This window comes from Streptomyces sp. NPDC028331 (assembly GCF_055565775.1).
On record NZ_JBVHTR010000003.1, the window covers coordinates 381,421 to 402,762 of the forward strand.

General features: G+C 73.1%; 18 protein-coding genes, 3 tRNA genes and 1 pseudogene. 10 read left to right on the forward strand and 12 right to left on the reverse strand.

Annotated elements, in window-relative coordinates:
- Positions 1-154: 154 nt before the first annotated feature.
- Positions 155-460, reverse strand: coding sequence for a YtxH domain-containing protein (locus ACZ4SW_RS05800; RefSeq protein ID WP_468238405.1), 306 nt, complete (start codon positions 458-460; stop codon positions 155-157).
- Between the two features lie 165 nt (positions 461-625).
- On the opposite strand from ACZ4SW_RS05800, the gene ACZ4SW_RS05805 reads away from it, so the two are divergent.
- The 3 genes from ACZ4SW_RS05805 (at position 626) to ACZ4SW_RS05815 (ending at position 1,030) form a co-directional block, all read left to right on the forward strand.
- A tRNA-Asn gene (locus tag ACZ4SW_RS05805) sits at positions 626-698 on the forward strand.
- Positions 699-703: 5 nt separating this feature from the next.
- Positions 704-776 (forward strand) — tRNA-Asn (locus tag ACZ4SW_RS05810).
- A gap of 177 nt (positions 777-953) precedes the next feature.
- Positions 954-1,030 (forward strand) — tRNA-Ile (locus ACZ4SW_RS05815).
- A 175-nt stretch (positions 1,031-1,205) separates the two neighbouring features.
- On the opposite strand, the gene ACZ4SW_RS05820 is transcribed toward ACZ4SW_RS05815, so the two are convergent.
- Positions 1,206-1,895, reverse strand: coding sequence for a polysaccharide deacetylase family protein (locus ACZ4SW_RS05820; protein ID WP_468238407.1), 690 nt, complete (start codon positions 1,893-1,895; stop codon positions 1,206-1,208).
- On the reverse strand, positions 1,892-2,566 hold the full coding sequence (locus ACZ4SW_RS05825) for a glycoside hydrolase family 11 protein (RefSeq protein WP_468238410.1): 675 nt from the start codon (positions 2,564-2,566) through the stop codon (positions 1,892-1,894). Before ACZ4SW_RS05825 ends, ACZ4SW_RS05820 begins: the two co-directional genes overlap by 4 nt.
- A gap of 605 nt (positions 2,567-3,171) precedes the next feature.
- Here ACZ4SW_RS05825 and ACZ4SW_RS05830 point away from each other — a divergent pair.
- A complete protein-coding gene (locus ACZ4SW_RS05830; protein WP_468238412.1) occupies positions 3,172-3,390 on the forward strand; it encodes a hypothetical protein in 219 nt (72 codons plus the stop codon).
- 111 nt (positions 3,391-3,501) lie between these two features.
- Here the strand turns inward: ACZ4SW_RS05830 and ACZ4SW_RS05835 are convergent, their stop codons facing one another.
- The 6 genes from ACZ4SW_RS05835 to ACZ4SW_RS05860 all read right to left on the reverse strand — a co-directional run bounded on the left by ACZ4SW_RS05835 (position 3,502) and on the right by ACZ4SW_RS05860 (position 10,065).
- Positions 3,502-4,200, reverse strand: coding sequence for a DUF305 domain-containing protein (locus ACZ4SW_RS05835; RefSeq protein ID WP_468238415.1), 699 nt, complete (start codon positions 4,198-4,200; stop codon positions 3,502-3,504).
- Positions 4,201-4,303: 103 nt separating this feature from the next.
- Positions 4,304-4,732 (reverse strand): DUF6153 family protein, encoded by a 429-nt coding sequence (locus ACZ4SW_RS05840; RefSeq protein WP_468238417.1) that lies wholly within the window; start codon positions 4,730-4,732, stop codon positions 4,304-4,306.
- A 71-nt stretch (positions 4,733-4,803) separates the two neighbouring features.
- Complete coding sequence (locus tag ACZ4SW_RS05845) at positions 4,804-5,841, reverse strand: rod shape-determining protein (protein WP_468238419.1); 1,038 nt, start codon at positions 5,839-5,841, stop codon at positions 4,804-4,806.
- Between the two features lie 232 nt (positions 5,842-6,073).
- Entirely contained in the window at positions 6,074-7,411 is a 1,338-nt protein-coding gene (locus ACZ4SW_RS05850; RefSeq protein ID WP_468238421.1) for a carboxyl transferase domain-containing protein, read from the reverse strand.
- Positions 7,404-8,927, reverse strand: a complete 1,524-nt coding sequence (locus ACZ4SW_RS05855; RefSeq protein ID WP_468238424.1) for an acyl-CoA synthetase — start codon at positions 8,925-8,927, stop codon at positions 7,404-7,406. Before ACZ4SW_RS05855 ends, ACZ4SW_RS05850 begins: the two co-directional genes overlap by 8 nt.
- A gap of 73 nt (positions 8,928-9,000) precedes the next feature.
- The gene (locus ACZ4SW_RS05860) at positions 9,001-10,065 is read right to left on the reverse strand and encodes a MerR family transcriptional regulator (protein ID WP_468238520.1); all 1,065 of its coding nucleotides are present in this window, start codon (positions 10,063-10,065) and stop codon (positions 9,001-9,003) included.
- A 162-nt stretch (positions 10,066-10,227) separates the two neighbouring features.
- Here ACZ4SW_RS05860 and ACZ4SW_RS05865 point away from each other — a divergent pair, with 162 nt between their 5' ends.
- Positions 10,228-11,097: an ATP-grasp domain-containing protein gene (locus ACZ4SW_RS05865; protein ID WP_468238426.1), complete on the forward strand. Its 870-nt coding sequence runs from the start codon at positions 10,228-10,230 to the stop codon at positions 11,095-11,097.
- Here the strand turns inward: ACZ4SW_RS05865 and ACZ4SW_RS05870 are convergent.
- On the reverse strand, positions 11,081-11,668 hold the full coding sequence (locus ACZ4SW_RS05870) for a hypothetical protein (RefSeq protein WP_468238522.1): 588 nt from the start codon (positions 11,666-11,668) through the stop codon (positions 11,081-11,083). The two genes, ACZ4SW_RS05865 and ACZ4SW_RS05870, sit on opposite strands and share 17 nt — an antisense overlap.
- A 158-nt stretch (positions 11,669-11,826) precedes the next feature.
- On the opposite strand from ACZ4SW_RS05870, the gene ACZ4SW_RS05875 reads away from it, so the two are divergent.
- The 4 genes and pseudogenes from ACZ4SW_RS05875 to arfA all read left to right on the forward strand — a co-directional run bounded on the left by ACZ4SW_RS05875 (position 11,827) and on the right by arfA (position 15,616).
- Positions 11,827-12,600: an IclR family transcriptional regulator gene (locus ACZ4SW_RS05875; RefSeq protein ID WP_468238428.1), complete on the forward strand. Its 774-nt coding sequence runs from the start codon at positions 11,827-11,829 to the stop codon at positions 12,598-12,600.
- Complete coding sequence (locus ACZ4SW_RS05880) at positions 12,597-13,442, forward strand: SMP-30/gluconolactonase/LRE family protein (RefSeq protein ID WP_468238430.1); 846 nt, start codon at positions 12,597-12,599, stop codon at positions 13,440-13,442. Before ACZ4SW_RS05875 ends, ACZ4SW_RS05880 begins: the two co-directional genes overlap by 4 nt.
- Positions 13,443-13,663: 221 nt before the next feature.
- Positions 13,664-14,086, forward strand: a pseudogene (locus ACZ4SW_RS05885) (family 43 glycosylhydrolase); the annotation flags it as partial.
- Between the two features lie 9 nt (positions 14,087-14,095).
- The gene (gene arfA, locus ACZ4SW_RS05890; RefSeq protein ID WP_468238432.1) at positions 14,096-15,616 is read left to right on the forward strand and encodes an arabinosylfuranosidase ArfA; all 1,521 of its coding nucleotides are present in this window, start codon (positions 14,096-14,098) and stop codon (positions 15,614-15,616) included.
- On the opposite strand, the gene ACZ4SW_RS05895 is transcribed toward arfA, so the two are convergent.
- Positions 15,613-18,606, reverse strand: a complete 2,994-nt coding sequence (locus ACZ4SW_RS05895; protein ID WP_468238435.1) for a beta-galactosidase — start codon at positions 18,604-18,606, stop codon at positions 15,613-15,615. The two genes, arfA and ACZ4SW_RS05895, sit on opposite strands and share 4 nt — an antisense overlap.
- 39 nt (positions 18,607-18,645) lie before the next feature.
- Here ACZ4SW_RS05895 and ACZ4SW_RS05900 point away from each other — a divergent pair, with 39 nt between their 5' ends.
- Positions 18,646-19,104 (forward strand): RrF2 family transcriptional regulator, encoded by a 459-nt coding sequence (locus ACZ4SW_RS05900; protein WP_468238437.1) that lies wholly within the window; start codon positions 18,646-18,648, stop codon positions 19,102-19,104.
- Positions 19,105-19,477: 373 nt separating this feature from the next.
- On the opposite strand, the gene ACZ4SW_RS05905 is transcribed toward ACZ4SW_RS05900, so the two are convergent.
- The gene (locus tag ACZ4SW_RS05905; RefSeq protein ID WP_468238439.1) at positions 19,478-21,058 is read right to left on the reverse strand and encodes a substrate-binding domain-containing protein; all 1,581 of its coding nucleotides are present in this window, start codon (positions 21,056-21,058) and stop codon (positions 19,478-19,480) included.
- Positions 21,059-21,342 lie beyond the last annotated feature (284 nt).

The window sequence follows — 21,342 nt, forward strand, 5'->3', positions numbered from 1 at the left end:
CGGGGGGGGGGGGGAGGGGGGGGGGGGGGGGGAGAGGGGAGGGGGGGGGGGGGGGGGGGGGTTTGTGGTGGGGGGGGGGGGGGGGGGGGGGGGAAGGGGGGGGGGGGGGGCGGCCCCCCCCCCCCCCCCCCGCCGTCGTCGATCCCCGCCCGGGTCAGCTGTTGCTGGTGCCCCAGTCGTCCGGGCCGCTGCCGTTCGTGCCGCGTTCCCGCAGCGAGCGCACACGGTCGGCGACCGAGTCGGGCATGTGGTCGCCCACCCTGGCGCCCACGGCGTGCAGGGCCTTCCCGGCGATCTCGCGGCCCTGGTGGGCGGCGGTCTCGGCGGTGTTGCGCACGGCCGGGTTCTGCGCGACCTGACGGGCGGATTTCTTCAACTGCTCGTAACGCTCGCGCCCGGCCCGTGTGCCCAGCACATAGCCCAGCACCAGCCCGGCGACGAACGTGAGCCGATAGCGCATGGCGGCCATCCTTCCCTTGCGTCTGCGTCGTCCCTTTGCGTGGGCGCCGGTCGTGGGGAGTACCGGTTGGCGGAGCACCCCCCTGCTTGCGCTAATGTATGTGTCGCAGCGAGCGAGCGCCCCCTGGCGGATACCCAGGGAGGTACGTTCGATGCGACGAGGCATTCCTCCGTAGCTCAATTGGCAGAGCAGCCGGCTGTTAACCGGCAGGTTACTGGTTCGAGTCCAGTCGGGGGAGCTCGGTCCTCCGTAGCTCAATTGGCAGAGCAGCCGGCTGTTAACCGGCAGGTTACTGGTTCGAGTCCAGTCGGGGGAGCATGGTGAACGAGGACCCTTCGGGGTCCTTTTTCATGTCCGGGGGAACCGCCGCGTCCGCGGGGAAGTCCTCAAGGTCATGCAGGGCCGCCGGAAGACGACCATCCGAAGCAGGAGATCGTATGAGCGGCTATGCTGCGGCAGACGGCGCGCACACATGTACGCGACGCGCCGCGACGGGGCGGTAGCTCAGCCGGTTAGAGCAGCGGACTCATAATCCGTCGGCCGTGGGTTCGAGTCCCACCCGCCCCACCAGGCGCTCCACGCGCAGAAGCGTTTCTATCCGCGGAGACGCACGAGCGAAGGGCGCCACGCCTGCGTGGCGCCCCCTGTTCACTCGCGCGGATCAAGATCGCGTGGCCCGCCCGGCGGCCCCGCCCGCCGGGCGTACCGGCGCACCCGACCGCCGTCGATCCGAGTCGGCCGGCGGCTAGGGTGCCACCGCGCGGCCCGTCTGCGGGGAGATGGCGCCGGCGCACAGACCGCGGGCGGCCAGCCCCTGCGCGATGCGCGGGATCGCGGCGAGCGTGTCGGCGGCCCAGTCGTGCATGAGGATGATCTGGCCGTTGGTGAGCCGCCCGGCGGCCCGCACGATCGCGTCCGTACCGGCGCCGTTCCAGTCCTGCGAGTCCACGTCCCAGATGATCTCGGTCAGGCCGTACTCGGCCTCCACCGCCCTGACCGTGGAGTCGGTCTCGCCGTACGGCGGCCGGAACAGCTTCGGCGTGCCGCCGCCCGCGGCCGCGACGGCCCGCTGGGTGCGGGAGATCTCCGAGTCGATCTCCGACCGGCCGAGCCGGGTCAGGTGCGGGTGCGTGTAGCTGTGGTCGCCGACCCACATGCCGGCCGCGACCTGGGCCTTGACCTCGGCCGGGTAGGCGGCGGCGTACCGGCCCTCGTTGAACATGGTCGCCCGCAGCCCGTTCCGCTTCAGCGCGTCCAGCAGGGCGGGCGTGTTTCCGGACGGGCCGTCGTCGAAGGTGAGCCCGACGTACCCGGTGCAGCCGGCGGCCCGCGCCGGGGCGGTGTGGACGGTGAGGGTGGCAGTCGCGGCCAGCGCCGACGCGGCCAGGGCCGTCGTCAGGGCGCGTGCGGTCCGACGCGGCCCGGCGGGGCTCATGCCGACACCGTGATGGTGGAGCTCCCACTGCTCTGGTATCCCTCGGTCGCGAGGATCATGTAGTACGTGAAGCTGCCGAGGGGCATTCCGGCGCGGGCCCAGGCGTCGAAGTGGTTGCCGGTGGTGATGGTGCCGCCCGTCCGCTTCGACTGCCGCACGCTCCAGTACTGGTTGAAGGTCCTGACGCCTTCGACGGACGGCGCGTTGTACCGCGTCGTCTGGTAGATGTCGTACGTGCCGCCGTCGCTGGTGACCGTGCCCTTGTATGTGCCGGTCGGCCGGTAGGTGCCCCAGTTGTCGACGATGTAGTACTCGACGAGCGGGTTCGACGTCCACCCGTAGAGGGACAGGTAGCCGTTGCCGGACGGGTTGAAGCTGCCCGAGTAGCGCACGGTCCTGCGTGAGCCGTTGCTCCAGCCCTTGCCGGCGACGAAGTTCCCGGTGTTCCGCCAGCTCGTGCTGTAGTTGCCGCCGGAGCCCAGGGTCATGGAGACCGTGCCCTGTGAGTCGGTCCAGAACGAGTAGTAGAAGCCGTTGTCGGTGCCGGTCCGGTTCGTGGTGATGACGGTCGCGGCGCGGGCGGTACCGGGCAGGGCCAGCGCCGACGCGGCGCCGAGCAGCATGACGCAGGCGGCCCTGCGGGATGTCCGCTGTGGGGGTGGGACGGTCATGCGCGGGTTCCTCCTCCTCGTGCGAAGCCGGGATGTGGTCTGCAATGTTGACCTGTCCGCATCAAGAGTCAATGGTTTGCAGTCCCTTGCGAAACCTTTCGAAAGCGTCAAAAGGGCCGTGGACGCGTCGCGTTCGGCAGTCCCTTCCGCCGTCGACCCGGATCACCGCCTCGGCGTGATTCGCGGGGCCGGCCGGCGGTCACACCGGGTTCGGTGAATCTGCACCGCGAATGCGCAACCGCGGCACGAGGTGCGAGGGATCTCCATCTTCGCCTGCCGGGGCGCGCTCTGATGGAGCGGATTGTCCTGTTCCGCATCGCCGGGGAGACGCCGGCACCGCCCCGGCTGCGCGCAGCGTGTGGAGAAACCGGCCCCAATTCGTGCGCGCGCCTTTACGGATGCGCCGCTCGCGCGGTCAACCACCCTGGTCACAGCGTCGGTTGAGTGGATAGCCGGTCGCACTCCGTGCTTTGATCGCTGGCGCCGCGGGGTCGTGCGAAGGGTGGCCGGAAACGGACGCCGCACGCCTGCGGCCGCGGCCCGCCACCTGTCCCCAGCGGGACGCTCCCCCCTTGCGGAACACACATGTGAAGGGAAGTTCCATCATGAACTCCGCTCCCCAGGTTCACACCGCCGAGATCTCCGACGCCGAGCTCGACAACGTCTCCGGCGGCCTGGCCCCGCACGCCAGCGCGTCCGTCGGCTCCACGTCGGTCAGCGACGCGGACGTCCTCGCTCAGGTCGGCACGGTCGAGGGCGTGGCCCTGGGCACCGTCGGTGCCGTCGGCGCGTACCACCAGGCCGGCGTCAGCGTCTCCTTCTGAGCCGCAGCCCGAACGGGGCCGCCGGCCCGCGCCTCTCGCGCGGGCCGGCGGCCCCGCCGTTTCCGGGGCGGCGGCCGAACCGCCGCCCCGGAACGCCGCCGGGCCTGCCGCCTACCGCCTACCGAGCATCTTCTTCATCTCGGTGATCTCGGCCGACTGCGAGGTGACGATCGACTTCGCCATCGTCTGCGCGGGGGCGTAGGCGCCCTTGGCCTGCTCGGTCCTCGCCATGGCGATCGCGCCCTCGTGGTGGCCGACCATCATCTGCAGGAACGCCTTGTCGAAGGCGTCACCCGACAGCTTCTCCAACTTCTTCATGTCCCCGTCCGACATCATGCCGGGCATCGACGAGCCGGAGTGGTCCATACCCGGCATGCTCTCCATACCGGACGCGCCGTCGTCGGGGACCTTCGCGCCCCACGCCTTCAGCCAGCCCGACATGGTGGCGATCTCCGGGTCCTGCGCCTTGCGGATCCTCGCGGCGAGGTCCTTGACGTCCTTGGAGGCGGCCCGTGACGGGGCCAGTTCGGCCATCGCGACGGCCTGGCGGTGGTGCGGGATCATCTCCTGCGCGAACGTCACGTCCTGGGCGTTGTGGCCGCCCTGTGCCGCGGAGGCGGTGCCCGAGGGGGCGGTGGAGGACATCGACCCCATGTCGTGGCCGGAGCCGGACGGGGAGGCGGAGGACGACGCGGAGGAGTCACTGCCGCCGCCGCAGGCGGTCAGCACCACCGCGGCGGTCGCGGCCGCGGCCAGCACGGCGGCACGGCGGAGCGGGGAACGGCGGATCGTGGAACGGCGAAATGCCATGAGACGTACAGCTCCTTGGAACACCCGCGCGGGCGCGCGGGAAGAACGGATCGTGGGACGGCGCGGAGCACGCCACCGGAGGACGGGTGCCGTGCGGGCGTCTCTAGATCCGCAGAAGCTGTAGTTCGGACAGGTCGGGCGGGGCCCGGCCGTCGGTACTCCGCGCGACCGGACGAGCGGGCACGGCCGCGGCGCACTCCCCGGGGACCGTGAGCGCGGGCAGCAGGGCGGGCGGGACGTAGGACGCGGCGGTCCCCCCGGCCGCACAGGTGCCGCCGCCGTGGTCCATGCCCATCCCGTCATGGCCGGCGTCCGACAGACGGGGGCACGCGCAGTCGTCCGCGCGGGCGGATGCCGCCTGGTGCGCGGCCGCACCGGGCGCGCCCGTCATGACGTGCTGTCCCGCCGCGGGCGTCCCGGACGGCGACAGCGCGTGCATGGCCAGCACTCCGGCCAGTACCGCCAGCATCAGCAGCACCCGGCGCACGGAGGCACGGCTCACCGACGAGCGGGTGCGCGCGCCGGATGTCATGGCGCCCATCGTACGGACACCGCCCGCCGCTCAGCGCCCAGGCCGCGCGTACGCCGCCCGACGTCCACCCGTCAGGCCGCCAGCGGGTCGAGGGTCAGCGGCTGGATCCTGCCCTCCAGCATCGCGCCCAGGCCCTGGACCGCGCAGACGTCGGGCCGTTCGGCGATGTGCACGGGCATGCCGGTCGCCTGGCGCAGCATGTCGTCGAGCCCCGGCAGCAGCGCGCTGCCCCCGACCATCATGATCCCGCGGTCGGCGAGGTCGGCCACCAGGTCGGGCGGGCAGTCCCGCAACACCTTGCCGATGCCGTCGAGGACGGCGGTCAGCGGGGTCTGGATGGCGACCCGCACGGCCGCCGTGTCGACCTTCACGGAGCGGGCGAGACCGGTCGCCACGTCCCGCCCCATGATCTCGGTGGAGTCGGGCCCGTCCGGGGTGAGCCCGCCCGCGCACAGGGCGAGCCGCAACGGCCGTACGGACTGGCTCGGCAGGATCAACGCGTGCTCGTGTCGCAGATGTTGCACTATGGCGTGATCGACGGCCTCACCGCCCACCGGGATCCGCTCGGCGGTCACGATGTTCCCCAGCGACAGCACCGCGATCTGCGTCGCCGCGGCCCCGCACACCATGATCATGGAGGCTTCGGGCTGCTCGACGGGCAGCCCGCACCCGACGGCCGCCGCGACGAGCGTGTCCACCAGCTCCACCCTGCGCGCCCCCAGCCCGACCAGCGTCTCCACGGCCGCGCGCTGGGCCAGCGGGTCCGCGTCGTGCGGGGTGCAGGCGGCGGCCCGCAGCCGGGGCTTGCGGCGCAGGCTGCGGCGCAGCTTCTCGCCGAGGAGATGGCGCAACATGCGCTGGGCCATCTCGATGTCGACGACGGTGCCGCCGGAGACCGGCCGCACCACTCGGATGTACGAGGGCGTGCGGCCCGTCATCTTCTCGGCGAACTCGCCGACCGCGATCAGCGCCCCCGTGCGGGTGTTCACGGCCGCCGCACTGGGCTGGTCCACCACCAGACCGGCGCCCTTGACGTAGACGCGGGTCCGCGCCGCGCCCAGGTCGACGGCGAAGTGGCAGCGGCGCAGCTGCTCCAGGCTGACGGTCATGGGCGGTACCTCCCGAGAACGGACCGCGGGCGGCCGCCGGACGGCGGGCCTCTTCTCAGCATCCTCGGGGGTCACGCGGGGCCTCGCCCCTCGTGGTGGTCCGGGCGGGTGGTCGTGGGCGCGTCGTGCGCCCGGGACCTTGTACGGCGCCCGCCCGTCACGTAGCCGCGGTCGCCCGCCCGTCACGTAGCCGCGGTCGCCCGCCCGTCATGTGGCCGCAGGCGCCCGCCCGTCACGTGGCGGCGTCGGCGATCCCGCGTACGACCCCGAGGGCGACCAGGTCCTGGGGGCGGACACGGAGCTGGTCGGCCGTCTCCCGCACCTGCTCCGGCGGGCGCTTGAGTATCGCGGCGGCGAGCTCCGGGGCGATCACGGAGAAGTAGCCGTCCGGCGTGACCCAGGTGTTGCCGGGCGCGGCCAGCGCCAGGGCGCCGCCCGAGCCGCCCTCGCCGACGACCAGCGTGGTGATGGGCGTACGGGCGGTGGCGACCGCGGCGAACAGGTCCGCGATCGCGGCACCGGCCCCCTGCCGTTCGGCCTCGGCGTCGTTGGCGGCGCCCGGCGTGTCCACCAGCGTCAGCACCGGGACGGACAGCCGGTCCGCCAGGCGGATCAGCCGGGCGGCCGTACGGTATCCGGCGGGCCGGGTCGCGGCGCCGGTCTGGGCCGCGTAGGCGATGGTCCGGCCGTCGTGGGTGCCGAAGCCGCACAGCATGCCGTCCGGGTCGGTGCCGCCCGAGCGGTCGCCGCCGATGGCCGCCCGGCGGGTGAAGTAGGCGTCCAGGTAGGCGTGCGCACGGGGGCGCTGCGGGTCGCGGGCGCGCCGCACCGCGTCCCAGCCGGTGGCCGGCAGGTCCGTCCGGCCGAGCGCGCGGGGCACGGGGGCGGGCTCGGCCGAGGGTGCCGTCAGCAGGGCCAGCCAGCGGCCCAGCGTCCGAGGCAGCTCCCCGGGCCGTACGACCGCGTCGACGGTGCCCGCCGCGAGCTGCGCCTCGGCGGTGTACGCGGCCGGGTCCGCGTCCGGCGGGCGCACCCGGGAGCCCGCGAAACCGACCTGGGCCCCCGGCAGGGCCAGCACCACGTCGGCGCCCGCGCCCAGCGTGGCCCAGCCGCCGCCCGTCGTCGGGTCCCGCAGGACCGCGAGCTGGGGCAGCCCGGCCGCCCGGGTGAGCGCCGACTGGCGGGCCACGCGCTGCAACTGGGTCAGCGCGAGCATGCCCTCCTGCATCCGGCTGCCGCCCGTCGCGACCAGCGAGACGACGGGGAGCCGCCGCTCACGCGCGTACCGGTGGGCCGCCTCCAGCCGGTCCCCGGTGCCCTCGCCCAGGGAGCCGCCGAGGAAGCCGAACTCGAACGCGATCAGCACGGCCGGGGTGCCGCCGACGGTGCCGTGCCCGCAGACGACGGACTCCTCCTCGCCGGTGCGTGCGGCGGCGCGGGCGCGGGAGGCGTCGTAGCCGGGCCACCCGAGCGGACCGTCGGGCCGCGCGGCGCGCGCCGGGGCGGGGAGTTCCGTGAAGTCACCGGTGACGAGGGCGAGGGCGTCCCGTGCGGACAGGCGTTCAGGCATCCGGCAGTGCCCGCTTCATGATCTTCCCCATGTCGTTGCGGGGCAGGGCGTCCAGGTACCGCACGGCACGGGGACGCTTGTGCGGGGCGAGCCGGCGGGCCACATGGCCGGCCAGCTCGTCGGCAGCGGGCGGTGCCGCCGGATCCGCGGGCACCACCCAGGCGACGATCCGCTCGCCCAGGTCGTCGTCGGGCTCCCCGGTGACGGCGGCCTCCCGGACGCCCGGGTGCTCGAGGAGCGCGTTCTCGATCTCCCCGGCCCCGATCTTGTAACCGCCGCTCTTGATGAGGTCGGTCGCCTTGCGCCCCACGATCCGCACATACCCGTCGGACTCGCGCACCGCCATGTCCCCGGTGCGGAACCAGCCGTCGGGGGTGAACGCGGCGGCGGTGGCGTCGGGCCGGTTGAGGTACCCGGTGAACAGGTTCGGCCCGCGCACCTGGATCTCCCCGACGCTCTCCCCGTCCCAGGCGTCGATGACGGCCCCGTCCTCCTCCACCAGGCGCAGCTCCACACCCGGCAGCGGAACCCCCACCGTCCCCGCGCGCGGCTCCCCGTCGACCCGCACGCTCGTGTTCATCAGCGTCTCCGTCATCCCGTACCGCTCGACGACCCGGCGGCCGGTCGCCGCGGCGATCCGCTCGTGGTCGTGCACCGGCAGCGCCGCGGACCCGGAGACCAGCAGCCGGGCCCCGGCGAGCGCCTTGGCCAGCTCGGGATCGGCGGGCAGGGCCTCGGCGATGCGGTGGTACATCGTCGGCACGCCGAACAGCATGGTCGCGCCCTCGCTCAGCTCCCGCGCCACACCGTCCGTACTGAACCGGCCCAGGTGCCGTACGGACCCGCCGCGCCTGAGGGGCCCGAGGATCCCCAGCACCAGCCCGTGCACATGGAACAACGGCAGCCCGTGCACGAGCACGTCGTCGCCGGTCCACTGCCAGGCGTCCGCGAGCGCGTCGAGCGTGGTGGCGACGGCACGGCGGGGGATGACGGCGCCCTTGGGCGGTCCGGTGGTGCCGGAGGTGTAGACGACGAGGGCGGGGTCCTCGTCGCCGGTCGCGTCCTTGGGGAGAACCCCCGAGCCGTGCACGTCGACGTCCACGCGCTCCAGCCCGCCGAGCGCGCCGGGCAGTTCGTCACCGGGCGCGGCCAGCACCAGCGACGGCGCGCTGTCCGCCAGGATGTGCCCGAGTTCCCGCTCACCGGACTTGGGGTTGAGCGGGACGAAGGGCACACCGGCGCTCAGCGCGGCCACCGCCGCGACGGCGGTCTCCAGGGTGGGCGTGGCCCACAGTGCCACCCTTCCCCGAGCTCCCGACTTGTCCCCCACTCTCGACTTCGCTCGAGCGGGAGGACCCCCATGAGCAGGGGGGACCCCCGTCACCCCGCCGATCCGCCCGGCGAGCGCACCCGCCGCCGAGGCCAGCTCCGCACAGGTCAGGCCACGCTCCCCGAACCGCAGGGCGGGCCGCCGCCCGGCCGAGGGATCGGACAGCGCCGGAAAGAGGGAGGACACGCGGGCACTCCTTGCGTCGAGGCGGGCGTACGCACGGGACGTACCCACTCATCGTGCCGCACAGCCCCGTCCGCTATGCGGCCTCCACCACCTCCGCCACCACGCAGCTCACGTTGTCCGGACCACCGGCCGCGTTGGCCGCGGCCACCAGGGCGCGTACCGCGTCGTCCGGGGCCGGGGCCGACCCGAGCGTGGCGCGGATCTCCCCGTCCGGGACGACCCCGGACAGGCCGTCGGAGCACAGCAGGTAGCGGTCGCCCGGCAACGCGTCGTGCAGCCGCAGGTCGGGCACGGCACCGGCGTCGTCACCACCGGTCAACGCCTTGAGCAGCAAGGCCCGTTGAGGATGGGCAGCGGCCTCCTCCGGCGTCAGCCGGCCCTCGTCGATCATCGACTGGACGACCGTGTGGTCGTGCGTGATCCGGAACAGTTCGCCGTCGCGCAGCAGATACGCGCGCGAGTCGCCGATGTGGACGAGGGCGAGCTGCGAGCCGGTCCACACCGCCGCGGTGAGGGTGGTGCCCGCCCCGGCGTCCGCCCCGGCCGCGTCCCGCACCGCCCGGGTGGCGCCCTGCACCGCGTCCTCCAGCAGGTTCAGCACACCGCCCGCGGGCAGTGGCTCCCGGTCCAGGTGCCGCAGTGCCTCGACGGCGGCCGTGCTCGCGGGCGCGCCCCCGGAGCCGAACCCGTCGGCCACCGCGAGGACACGGGCGCCCGCGTACGCCGTGTCCTGGTTGGCCGTGCGGACCAGACCGGGGTCCGAGAGGGCCGAGTAGCGCAGTTCCAGCATGGTGGTGTCCTTCCTCGAGTGGTGCGAGAGGTGGTCCACGAGGAACGCCGCCAGCTCCCGGCGCGCGGCCGTCTCCGCCTCGACCCGCGCCCAGTAGGCGCGGATCTCCCGGGCGGCGCCCGCGTCGTCCAGCGCGCACACCTGCCGGATGCGCGCCAGCGGCATACCGAGCCGCCGCAGCCACGCCACCAGCCGAGCCCGCTCGAGCTGGCCGGCGGCGTAGTAGCGGTAGCCGGTCTCCGGGTCCACCCGGGCCGGGCGCAGCAGGTCCAGCTCGTCGTAGAGCCTGAGCGCCTTCGGCGACAGCCGGCACGCCTTCGCGAACGCCCCGATCGTCAGCATCTCCACCGCCGCACCCCGCCCTTCCGCCATTCCTCGTCCGTTCCGCCACCGATGCTGGGGCTTCACCAAAGGTGAAGGTCAACGGCCCGTGCCGGGTTCCACGCACTGTTGTTAGCCTGCGCGGAGGAATCGTCGTGGAACATCCGTCATACGAACAGGAGTCCTTACGTGGCCCGAGTCGCGCTCGTCACCTGCCGTCCCGGGCCCGAGGTCAGCGTCGACCGTGATCTGCCGGTGCTCCTGCGGGAGTTGCGGGCGGCGGGGGCCGAGGCCGACGCCGTGTACTGGGACGACGCGGACGTCGACTGGGCGGGCTACGACCTGGCCGTGATCCGGTCCACCTGGGACTACAGCTGGCGGGCTGCCGAGTTCACCGCGTGGGCCGAGCGGTGCGGGAAGGCCACACGGCTGGCCAATCCGGCGGAGGTCGTGCGCTGGAACGCCGACAAGCGGTACCTCGGGGACCTGGCCGCCGCGGGGGTCCCCGTCGTCCCCACGCGGTACATCGCCCCCGGCGACCCCGCCGACCTGCCCGACGACCACGAGTACGTCGTCAAGCCGACCTCCGGCGCGGGCGCCCGGTTCGCGGCGCGCTACACGCCGGGGGAGCACGACACCGCCGTACGGCAGCTCGCCCGCATGCACGCCGAGGGGTTCACGGCGATGGTGCAGCCCTATGTGCAGGGCATCGACGTGAGCGGGGAGCGGGCGCTGCAGTTCTTCGGCGGGGGACTGCTGCACGCCAGCCGGAAGGGTGCCGTCCTCGCGCCCGGCACCCCGTACGACGAGAGGAAGACGGCCCACCCGGGCCTGGAGCCCTGGACCCCGACCCCGGCCGAACTCGCCACCGCCGAACGCGCCCTGGCCGCCGTACCGGGCCGGAGTGACCTGCTGTACGCCCGCGTCGACCTGGTGGACGGCGCGGACGGGCGGCCGTGCGTGATGGAACTGGAACTGGTGGAGCCCAACCTGTTCCTTTCGCTGCACACGGGGTCGGTGGCGCGGGTGGTGGAGGCTGTCCTCACGGCTGCCCGCTGACGCCCACCCGCTGCAACAGCCCCCATGTGAACTCGGCGGCGACCTGACGGCGCACGCCCCTCGCGTCCGGGGCGGTGAAGGCCAGGCCCCAGCGGGTGGGGGCGGTGCCCTCCAGGGGGCGGGCGGGCGCGAAGGCGCGGGCCGCCTCGTCGACGGTGCAGGACCAGGGGGTCAGGTCCTCCAGGGTCTCCAGCTTGGGCGACGGCGCGCCCGGGGCCCGTACCAGCCACTCGTTCCACACCACGCCGTTCGGCGCGACCAGCACCTCGAAGCGCAGGTCCGGCCAGAGCGGGAGGGGCCACAGCAGGGCGTCGCAGTCGAGGTCGCCGATGCGGCGCGGTGTCGTGGACTCCGGATCGCCCAGGACGGAGCGGTACCGGGAGAGGGCCGAACGGGAGCGGGGCGAGCGGACCATCGCCTGCCAGCGTTTGTTGGCCTCGCGCATGTCCGCGATCGAGACGCCCAGTTCACGGCGGGCGTCCTCGACCAGGCCCGGATTGTGGTCGGCCATGCGGCGCAGCAGGACGAGCTGGAAGTCACGGGGCGTGAAGGCGGACGGCATGTGCTCCATCCTCGCCGACGCGCCGAGCCGACTCGCCGAGCCGGCTCCCTCGATCCAGCGGAATCCCACACTTCGCACGACCATTGCCGCACCAGCGCACTATGACTAGCCTGTGTTCGTCATGCCGATCGTCAGTTGATATTTCGAACATGGAGAGGGGGCCGGTCGTGGGACGCCTCGTACCTGCCGTCACCCGGGCTCTCGACATCCTGGAGCTCTTCCTCGACGGGGACGGCACGCTGTCCGCCCCCGACATCGTGCGCAAGCTCCAGTTGCCGCGCACCACCGTGCACGAGCTCGTCACCACGCTCGCCGCGCGCTCGTACATCGTGCCGGTGCCGGGGCAGCCGGGACGCTACCGCCTGGGCGTCCGCCCGTACCAGCTCGGCAGCCGCTACGCCGAGCAGCTCGACCTCGCGGCCGAGGGCCTGCAGGTCGCCCGGTCCGTGGCCGAGACCTGCGACGAGACCGTCCACGTGGCCATCCTCGAGGGCACCGACGTCATCTACATCGCCAAGGTCGACTCCACGCACGCCGTCCGCATGGTGTCCGCTGCCGGGCGCCGGCTCCCCGCCCACTGCACCTCCGTCGGCAAGATGCTCCTCGCGTCCCTGCCCGAGCCGGAACTCGCCGCCCGCATCCCGGACGGCGCCGAGCTGGTCGCGATGACTCCCAACAGCATCACCGACCCGGAGGCGCTGCGCGAGGCCCTGGCGCAGATCCGCGCCCGCGGCATCGCCGTGGAGAGCCGCGAGTCCAACCCCGACGTGAGCTGCGTCGCCGCCCCCGTGCGCGACCGCACCGGGCAGGTCGTCGCCGCGCTGTCCATCTCCGTCCCCATGATCCGCTGGAGCGACGAGCGCCGCGCCGAGCTGGAGGAGCTCGCCGCGAAGGGCGCCGCGGAACTCTCCGAGCGGCTCGGCCACCGGAGCGCGGCATGACGACGGCGTACGAGCTCGCCGTACGCGAAGAGGCGGCCCTCGGCGAGGGCCCGACGTGGGACGCCGTCGGCGGGCGGCTGATCTGGGTGGACATCCTGGGCTCACGGGTACACACGTACGACCCCGTTTCCGGGCGCCGCACGGTCATGACCACCGAGCAGCACGTGGGCGCCGCCAAGCCGCGCGCCGGCGGCGGCCTGGTGCTCAACCTCCGTGACGGGGTGGGCCTGCGTGACGCCGACGGCACCTTCCGCTGGCTGCACCGCGAGCCCGTCCCCGGCCGCCGCGGCAACGACGCGGCCGTCGCGCCGGACGGCTCCCTGTGGGCCGGCACCATGCGCTACGACGAGGCGCCGGGCGGCGGCACCCTGTCCCGGATCACCGGCGAGGGCGCCGTCCGCACCGTCCTGGACGACGTCGCCGTCAGCAACGGCACCGGCTGGAGCCCCGACGGCCGGCTGATGTACTACATCGACTCGCCGACCCGCCGCGTCGACGTCTTCGACGTGGACGACGACGGGATCCCCGCGGGCAGGCGCACCCTCGCGCACGTCGACCGCGGCTTCCCGGACGGGCTGACCGTCGACGCCGACGGCTGTGTGTGGGTCGCTCTGTGGGACGGCGGCGCGGTCCACCGCTACACCCCGTCCGGGGAGCTGGACCGCGTCCTGGAACTGCCCGTCGAGCGCCCCACCGCCTGTGCGTTCGGGGGCGCCGACCTGGCCGACCTGTACATCACCACGGCCCGCACGGGGCTGGACGCGCCGCACCCGCTCGCCGGCTCGCTCCTCGTCGTCCCCGGCGCCGGAAAGGGCCTGGCCCAGCCCGCGTTCGCCGGCTGACCCCCCGTCCGCTCAGGGCCCCCGCCCGGTCGAGACCGGGCGGGGGCCCTGAGTCGTGCCGGCGGGGCGGATCTCGTCCGATCCATTGACGCGAAACCGCTTTCACTCTACGGTCCCGTCCGAACTTACGAGCATCATCCGAAATACCGGACATGCCTCGGTCGGCAGCACGTCACGCAGCTCTCCCATAAGGAGACCGCCCGTTGAAGCGCCTCAGACTCACCGGCAAGGCGATCCCCGGCGCGACGGTGCACCATCTGGCGACCCGCCCGGACGCCCCGTACGCCGTCGAGGGCGCCCACGTGGTCCGGCACGGCCGCTACTACTACCTGTTCGCCTCCTACGACGCCTGCTGCGCCGGAGTGAACTCCACCTACAAGACCAGGGTCGGCAGGTCCACGTCCGTGACCGGCCCCTACACCGACAGCACCGGCACCCCCCTGCTCGACGGCGGCGGCGACCTGTTCCTCGCCTCCCACGGCCGCTGCATCGGCCCCGGCGGGGAGTCGGTCTTCCGCGACCACGGCACGGACTGGATCGCGTACCACTACTACGACGCGGACGACAACGGCACGCCCAAGCTGGGCCTGAACCCGCTCGGCTGGACACGCGACGGCTGGCCCACGCTCCGGCAGCCCTCCTGAAAGGACCCCATGAGCAAGCGCACCGCCCGCTTCACCCTGGACCCCGCCTTCACCGTCGGCGAGGTCAGCCCCCGTCTCTTCGGCTCCTTCGTCGAACACCTCGGCCGCTGCGTCTACACCGGCATCTACGAACCCGGCCACCCGGCGGCGGACGAGGCCGGAATGCGCACCGACGTCCTGGACCTCGTCCGCGAACTGGGCGTCACCGCCATCCGCTACCCCGGCGGCAACTTCGTCTCCGGCTACAAGTGGGAGGACTCGGTCGGCCCCGCCGAGTCGCGGCCGCGCCGCCTCGACCTCGCCTGGCACTCCACGGAGACCAACCGCTTCGGCCTGTCCGAGTACATCGCCTTCCTCAGGAAGATCGGCCCGCAGGCCGAGCCGATGATGGCGCTGAACCTCGGCACCCGCTCGGTCGCGGAGGCCCTGGAACTCCAGGAGTACGCCAACCACCCCGCCGGCACCGCCCTGTCCGACCTGCGGATCTCCCACGGCGACAAGGACCCCTTCGGCATCCGGCTGTGGTGCCTCGGCAACGAGATGGACGGCCCCTGGCAGACCGGGCACAAGACGGCGGAGGAGTACGGCCGCGTCGCCGCCGAGACCGCCCGCGCCATGCGCCAGATCGACCCGTCCGTGGAACTGGTCGCCTGCGGCTCCTCCGGGCAGGGCATGCCGACCTTCGCCGAGTGGGAGGCGACGGTCCTGAAGGAGACGTACGACCTCGTCGACTACATCTCCCTGCACGCCTACTACGAGCCCACCGACGGCGACGTCGACTCCTTCCTCGCGTCCGCCGTCGACATGGAGTCCTTCATCGAGAACGTGGTCGCCACCTGCGACCACGTGGGCGCGCGCCTGAAGTCGAAGAAGAGGATCAACCTCTCCTTCGACGAGTGGAACGTCTGGTACATGTCCCGCTCGCAGGAACAGGCCGAGGCCGGCGACCCGAACGACTGGCCCGAGGCTCCGCGCCTGCTGGAGGACAACTACAGCGTCCTGGACGCCGTCGTCTTCGGCTCGCTGCTCATCGCCCTGCTGCGGCACGCCGACCGTGTGACGGTCGCCTGCCTCGCCCAGCTCGTCAACGTGATCGCCCCGATCATGACGGAGCCGGGCGGCCCGGCGTGGCGGCAGACGACGTTCTTCCCGTTCGCGCAGGCCTCGAAGTACGGCCGCGGACGGGTCCTCGACGTGCGTGTGGACTCGCCGGCCTACATCACCGAGAAGTACGGCGAGACCGACCTGCTGCACGCCACCGCCGTGCGCGCCGAGGACGGCTCGGTCACCGTCTTCGCCGTCAACCGCGGCCGCACCGAACCCCTGCCGCTCGAAGTGGCCCTCCACGGCCTGGAGTTGAAGTCGGTCGTCGAGCACAGCGCGCTCGCCGACGCCGACCCCGACGCGCGCAACACGTCGAGCGACCCCGAGCGGGTGGCCCCGCACCGGGTCTCCGGGACCACCCTGAGCGACGGCACCCTCACCACCGTCCTGGAACCGCTGTCCTGGAACGTGATCCGGCTCGCCTAGCCGGAGCCGGAGCCGGAGCCGGAGCCGGGGGCACCGGGGGAGCCGGAAAAGCCGGGGGAGTCCACCCGTGTCACGGGGACTCCGCCGGCCGCCCGCCCCAGCAGCGTCAACTCGACGCCCCCCGGCCCCGACGGCGTCGTCCCGTCGGCGAGGACCGCCAGCGCGAGCGTGTTCACGCCCTGGGTGTCGAGCACACCGTTCGGCAGCACGAAGGTGTGCTGGGGACCCACGTCGTTGATGTACTGGCCCATGTTCCAGCCGTTGAGGAAGATCTGCACCCGGTAGGCGCGGGCGGGATCGTCCGTCAGGGTGAGCCCGATGGACGCGTCCGTGCCCGGATCCACGGCCAGCCGGAACCCCGTCCGGTACCAGACCACACCCTGCCCCCGCTCGGCACGCGGCAGGCGGACCGCCTCCCAGCCGCCGTCCGGGAACCCGGGCAGGTGCCAGCCGTGCCGCTCCCCGTACAGCCCGCCGTTGTTCAGCGGTCCGCGCACCGGGTCGGGGGCGGCCTCGCCCTGGATCCGCCAGCGCACGGCGGGCGACGCCCCGTCGAAGGTGACGGACAGCAGCCCCCGGCCCGCCTTGTGGGTGTCGTTCGCCCCGCCGTCCTCGTCGTGCTGCATGCGCCGGACCAGCACGGACAGCACATGCGGGCCGTCGCCCGGCGCGATCGGGAACGTCGCCGTCGCCGACCACGTCCCCTTCCGCACCGTCTTCGCGTCCGGCACGGGCATCCGGTGCGTGCCCAGCGGCTTCCCGTCCAGCCACGCCATCAGCAACCCCTGCGTGCCGGTGACGTACGCCAGTGAGACGGAGCCGGCGCCCGCCGCGCCCTCGAAACGGCCCCGGTACCAGACGTCCCCGTAGTGGAAGCCGTAGTCGTCGGCGAACAGCACGGGCTGTCCGTCGGGCACCGGAGTCGTGGCGTACGACGTCGCCCGGTCCGCCGTCCGCCACGCCGAGTCGTCGAAGCCGGCGGCCGCCTCGGGGTTCTCCGCCTTCCGGCGCCACCCGGTCAGCGCGGGCAGCCGGACCGGGGCCGCGCCCGGCAGCCGCCGCGAGGCGCGCAGACTGCCGGACGGGGTGCCGTGCGCGGGCACGGGCGTCCCGTTCCAGACGACCTCGGTCACCTCGGACGGCGCCCACACCTCCAGTTCCGCCTCGCCGATCGTGTCGCCGGTGAGCCGCGCGGTGGTGTCACGACGGTCCGCGGTGCGAAGCAGGGCAGGTCCGTACACCAGGAAGGGCCCCGACGGTGTGTGGTGCGGCCACAACCGTACGGATGTCTCGTCGTCCGCGAGGAGCAGCAGCAGCGGACGTGCCACGCCTGCGTCCTCCACCAGCACCCGGGTGAGCCCACCGAGCCGGACGTCCACGCGCAGGGCGCCCTTCGCGTACGCGTGTTCGGCCTCGCCCTCCAGCACGGTCACCCTCGGCTCCCGCGCGCACTCCAGGACGGTCGTCGTCGCCTCGCCCGAGCGGCCTGTGAACACGGCGATGTCCTGCCGCCCGACCGCCAGCCGCAGCATCGGCTGCGCGGAGGAGTACCGCAGCGTCCGCTGCCCGAGCGAGATCCCGGCGACGATCAGCCGGGCGTCGAGACCGGGCACGGGCACGCGGACGGTGGTCCCGGCGACGGGGACGGCCGCCTCGGCATCGGTGGACGCGTCGTTGCGCAGCACATACACGTGCGCCCCGGTGCCCGGACCGACCAGGTGATACGCCTTGAGCGCCGGGCCGCCGCCGACGTCGACGTCGTCCGCCCGGTCCAGCTCGGCCAGGTCCGGCACGCTGCGCAGCAGGTGGCCGATCTGGTGCATCGGGACCAGCTTGGCGGTCGGCTGCCTGGCCTCGTCGAGGGCGGCGCCGTAGTCGTACGAGGTGTAGACGACCGGCGCGGGCAGCCACCCCCACGACGTGCCGCCGAACGTCATGTAGACGTTGTGGAGCCTGATGCCGTTGGCGAGGTTGGTCAGGTAGAAGCGCCGCTCGTACGCCGCGTCCCGGGTGCGCCGCGACTCCGCGTACCCCTTGCCCCCGAACTCGCCCCCGCCCCACGGGTCGAACCAGCCGCCCCCGAACTCGGCCAGGAAACCGGGCGTGCCGGGGCTCGCGGTGGACCCGCCCGTCGTCCCGCCCGGCCCGAAGCAGCCCCAGTCGGGCGGCGGCCGGAAGGGGGAGGGGTACCCGTCGAAGCCGTACAGCCAGCGCCCCCGCTCCCCGCCGGTGTCGAAGGTGCCGGGCGCCCAGTAGCCGTTGCGGCCCTTGTCGTTGTGGAAGAGCGGTACGTCGATGCCGTCGGCGCGGACCTTCTCGTACAGGTGCGCCATGTAGTCGCGGCCGGCGGCCTCGGAGACGTGGTTCGCGTACTCGTTCTCGAGCTGGTAGAGCAGGACGGTGCCGCCGCCGTGGGTGTACAGGTGCCGTACGGCGATCCGGTTGACGGCGGTCAGCCACTCGTCGACGTACTTCAGATAGGTGGGGTCGGAGGTGCGGGCCGTGCCCCCGGTCGCGGTCAGCCAGCCGGGGAAGCCGCCCGCGTCGACCTCCGCGTTGATGTAGGGGCCCGGGCGCAGGGTCACGTACAGCCCGGTCTCGGCGGCCGTGCGCAGGAACAGGTCGAGGTCCCGTACGCCCGTGAAGTCGTGGTGGCCGGGGGCGGGGGAGTGGACGTTCCACGCCGCGTAGACGCTGACGGTGTTGTAGCCGTGCGCCCGCATCTTCTGGAGGACGTCCCGCCACAGCGAGGGACTGGGCAGCCGGAAGGGGTGCATCTCGCCCGACCACAGCACGACCCGCCGGCCGTCGACGAGCATCGAGTACGGGTCGAAGCCGACGGTGTGCGCCCGCCCGTCCGCCCGCGGCGGATCCGGGGGCGTACCGGCCGGGGCGGTCGCCGAGGCGCACACCTCACCGCTCCCGCCGAGCGCCAGACCGAGCACGGCGGTGCCGGTGATCATATGAAATGCACGTCTGCTCATCACCACGCGAGGATTCTCACCTGTCGCAGGCAGCAGAATGGCCGCATGAGGATCTCGGCACGGGCGGATTACGCGGTACGGGCGGTCCTGGAGTTGGCCGTACGGCAGGACGGCGGCCCGGTGAAGGCGGAGACGGTCGCCGCCGTGCAGGGCATTCCGCACAAGTTCCTGGAGGGGATCCTCGGCGATCTGCGCCGCGCGGGACTGGTGACCAGCCGGCGCGGCGGGTCCGGCGGCTACGGACTGGCCCGCGAGGCGTCGGCGATCACCGTGGCGGACGTCATCCGCGCGGTGGACGGCCCGATCGTGTCGGTACGGGGCGAACGGCCGACGGGGCTGACGTACACGGGGTCGGCACAGCCGCTCCTTCCCCTGTGGATCGCGCTGCGGGCGAACGTACGGAAGATCCTCGAGGGCGTCACGGTCGCCGACATCGCGACGGGCGCACTGCCGGAGCCGGTACGCGAGCTGGCGGAGGAGCCGGCGGCCTGGGAGAACCCGTAGCCGCCCGGACGTGACGCATCACGCCTCCCGGGGCACCCTCCCCCGTGGGGTGCCCCGGGAGTGCGGATCCTGGGGAAGGTGCGCGCTCCCCGCCCGCGCGCACCCGGAAGTCCCCTGGCGCTCTCGCCTCAGCCTGCCGTGTGGCCCGCGGGATGTCGTTGGCGGAGAGTCCACAGTTGCTTGCCGTTGCGTCTACCGGTCCGGCGTCGCGTCTTACCGGTTCATCGACAGGGCTCGTTCCCGGTAGTCGCTGGGCGGCATGCCGTACGCGGCTCTGAAGGCGCGGGTGAAGTGGAGGGGCTCCTCGTGGCCGGGGCGAAGGCGAGTTCCGCGCCGTCCCGTACGGCGGCGTCGGCGCCCTCGCCCGTGGACGTCACGTCGGGCGGCACAGCAGGGGCTTGTCCAGTTCCGCGCAGGGGCGGTCGCCGTGGGAGCGGATGATGTCCTTGCCGACCTCGTTGGACAGGTAGCGCAGGAAGCCGGCGGCCAGGGAGTCGGCGGGCGGTTCGCCGTAGGTGTAGGCGTACTCGGTCTGCCAGTAGGGGTACGCGCCGTCGTCGACGCCTTCCAGGGTGGCCGGGTAGCCGTCGATGCGGACGGGCTGGATGCCGCTGTGAGCCGTGGCCGCGCCGACCTCGCTGTGACCCAGGGCGCCCGGGGTCGACGCCACCGTGTCGAGGAGGGTCTGGGTGTCGCCGACCTCGCAGCGGCCCGGGCTGCCGGCGTCCATGGCCGCACAGTCGCTCGCCGTGACCGCCGGCAGCGGCTTGTTGCCGAGCACGCGGAGTTCGAGGGTGGTGCGGGTGCCGGAGCCGGGGTTGCGGCTGACGAGGTGGACGGGCAGGTCGTTGCCGCCGACCTGGTTCCAGTTGCGCACCCTGCCGGCGTAGATGTCCCTGATCTGCTTCAGCGACAGGTCCTTCACGCCCGTGTCCGGGTTGACCACCAGGGTGAAGAGGGAGAGGGCCACGGGGCGGGGCAGCAGTTGCGGGCGGCCGTCCTCGCTCTTCGGGCCGTCGCTGAAGGTCAGCCGGTCGCCGAGGCCCTGTATGCCCGCGGGCTTCTCCTTCTTCCCCGCGGTGTCGAGTGCGTCGAGGCCCGGGACGCTCCCCTTGAAGGAGTCGTCCGAGAGGGGGATGTGCGCGTCGGGACACGTCTTCTGGTACTGCCGCGCGGCCTCCCGCAGCACCGGCGCGAACGCGGTGGACCCGGACAGCGTGAGCGTGCCCTTCGCGCAGTCCAGCGGCGCCGGCTTGGGGTCGCTGCGCAACAGCATGAACAGGGACTCCCCGATCAGCACCAGCACCAGCAGGACGAGCAGCACCCGGACCGGCCGGGCGGCGAAGGGGTAGTACTCGGTCCTGCGCATCCTGCCGCGGCGGACGCCGCCCACGATGCCGCCGACCACCTCGGGATCCGGGAACGTCTGCTCCGTGAAGCCCGCCTCGCGCTCCAGTACCGCCAGCACCTTGTAGTGGTCGCGGCGGTTGAGCTTCACCTTGGGCAGCTCGATGAGACCGTCGCTGACCCCGAGGCCCGGCACCCGCTGCGGGGTGCCCTGGCCGTCGTCGGACGGGACGAAGAAGCCGCGCAGTTCACTGCGGCTGAGTTCGGTCACCACCATGCCGACGACCCGGCGCCCCCGGAACCTGACCTGGATGCCGGCCCGGGCGCCGTCGGGCGCCAGGTAGTCGTCCTCCACGATCGGGGCCCGCCCGCTGTTCTCGATGCGCAGCAGGACGAACGACGGGTCGTGCAGGGACGTGCCGTTGTGCTGCATCTGCTGGAGCACTCCCGCGTACGGCGCGGCGGCCGCGTCCTGGGCGGTCGTGTCCATCTGCACGCGGTAGCCGAGGAGCTTCCGGCTGCCGACGACGAACTCCCACAGGGCCGCGGCGCCGGAGACGGCCAGACCGACGACGGCCAACGTGGTGTCCCAGGGAAAGCCGCTCAAGGCCAACTCCCAGACGAAGCAAGGTGGATGGGGAGGTCATAGTGACCAGCGCGGGCGGGGGTCGGCGAGGGGGAAAGGTCGGCTTCTATGGTGAATTCACTGGCATGTCACGCGCGGGCACCCGGCGTTTCCCGGCCGTTCGGTGTGGGGGCGTGCCCGGTCCGCGGGCGTCCGCATGAGGCCGCACGGAACACGGACGGGGGGGGGGGGGGGGGGGGGGGGGGGAGAAAAAACCCGCATGCACGACAAGACCCGCGGAGCATACGTTGTGTCCTCTGTAGCCC

Bases quoted from the DNA above. Each gene is read 5' to 3' on its own strand.
- ACZ4SW_RS05800 (WP_468238405.1), bottom strand. From the start codon at position 460: ATGCGCTATCGGCTCACGTTCGTCGCCGGGCTGGTGCTGGGCTATGTG.
- ACZ4SW_RS05820 (WP_468238407.1), bottom strand. From the start codon at position 1,895: ATGAGCCCCGCCGGGCCGCGTCGGACCGCACGCGCCCTGACGACGGCC.
- ACZ4SW_RS05825 (WP_468238410.1), bottom strand. From the start codon at position 2,566: ATGACCGTCCCACCCCCACAGCGGACATCCCGCAGGGCCGCCTGCGTC.
- ACZ4SW_RS05830 (WP_468238412.1), top strand. From the start codon at position 3,172: ATGAACTCCGCTCCCCAGGTTCACACCGCCGAGATCTCCGACGCCGAG.
- ACZ4SW_RS05835 (WP_468238415.1), bottom strand. From the start codon at position 4,200: ATGGCATTTCGCCGTTCCACGATCCGCCGTTCCCCGCTCCGCCGTGCC.
- ACZ4SW_RS05840 (WP_468238417.1), bottom strand. From the start codon at position 4,732: ATGACATCCGGCGCGCGCACCCGCTCGTCGGTGAGCCGTGCCTCCGTG.
- ACZ4SW_RS05845 (WP_468238419.1), bottom strand. From the start codon at position 5,841: ATGACCGTCAGCCTGGAGCAGCTGCGCCGCTGCCACTTCGCCGTCGAC.
- ACZ4SW_RS05850 (WP_468238421.1), bottom strand. From the start codon at position 7,411: ATGCCTGAACGCCTGTCCGCACGGGACGCCCTCGCCCTCGTCACCGGT.
- ACZ4SW_RS05870 (WP_468238522.1), bottom strand. From the start codon at position 11,668: ATGGAGCACATGCCGTCCGCCTTCACGCCCCGTGACTTCCAGCTCGTC.
- ACZ4SW_RS05880 (WP_468238430.1), top strand. From the start codon at position 12,597: ATGACGACGGCGTACGAGCTCGCCGTACGCGAAGAGGCGGCCCTCGGC.
- arfA (WP_468238432.1), top strand. From the start codon at position 14,096: ATGAGCAAGCGCACCGCCCGCTTCACCCTGGACCCCGCCTTCACCGTC.
- ACZ4SW_RS05900 (WP_468238437.1), top strand. From the start codon at position 18,646: ATGAGGATCTCGGCACGGGCGGATTACGCGGTACGGGCGGTCCTGGAG.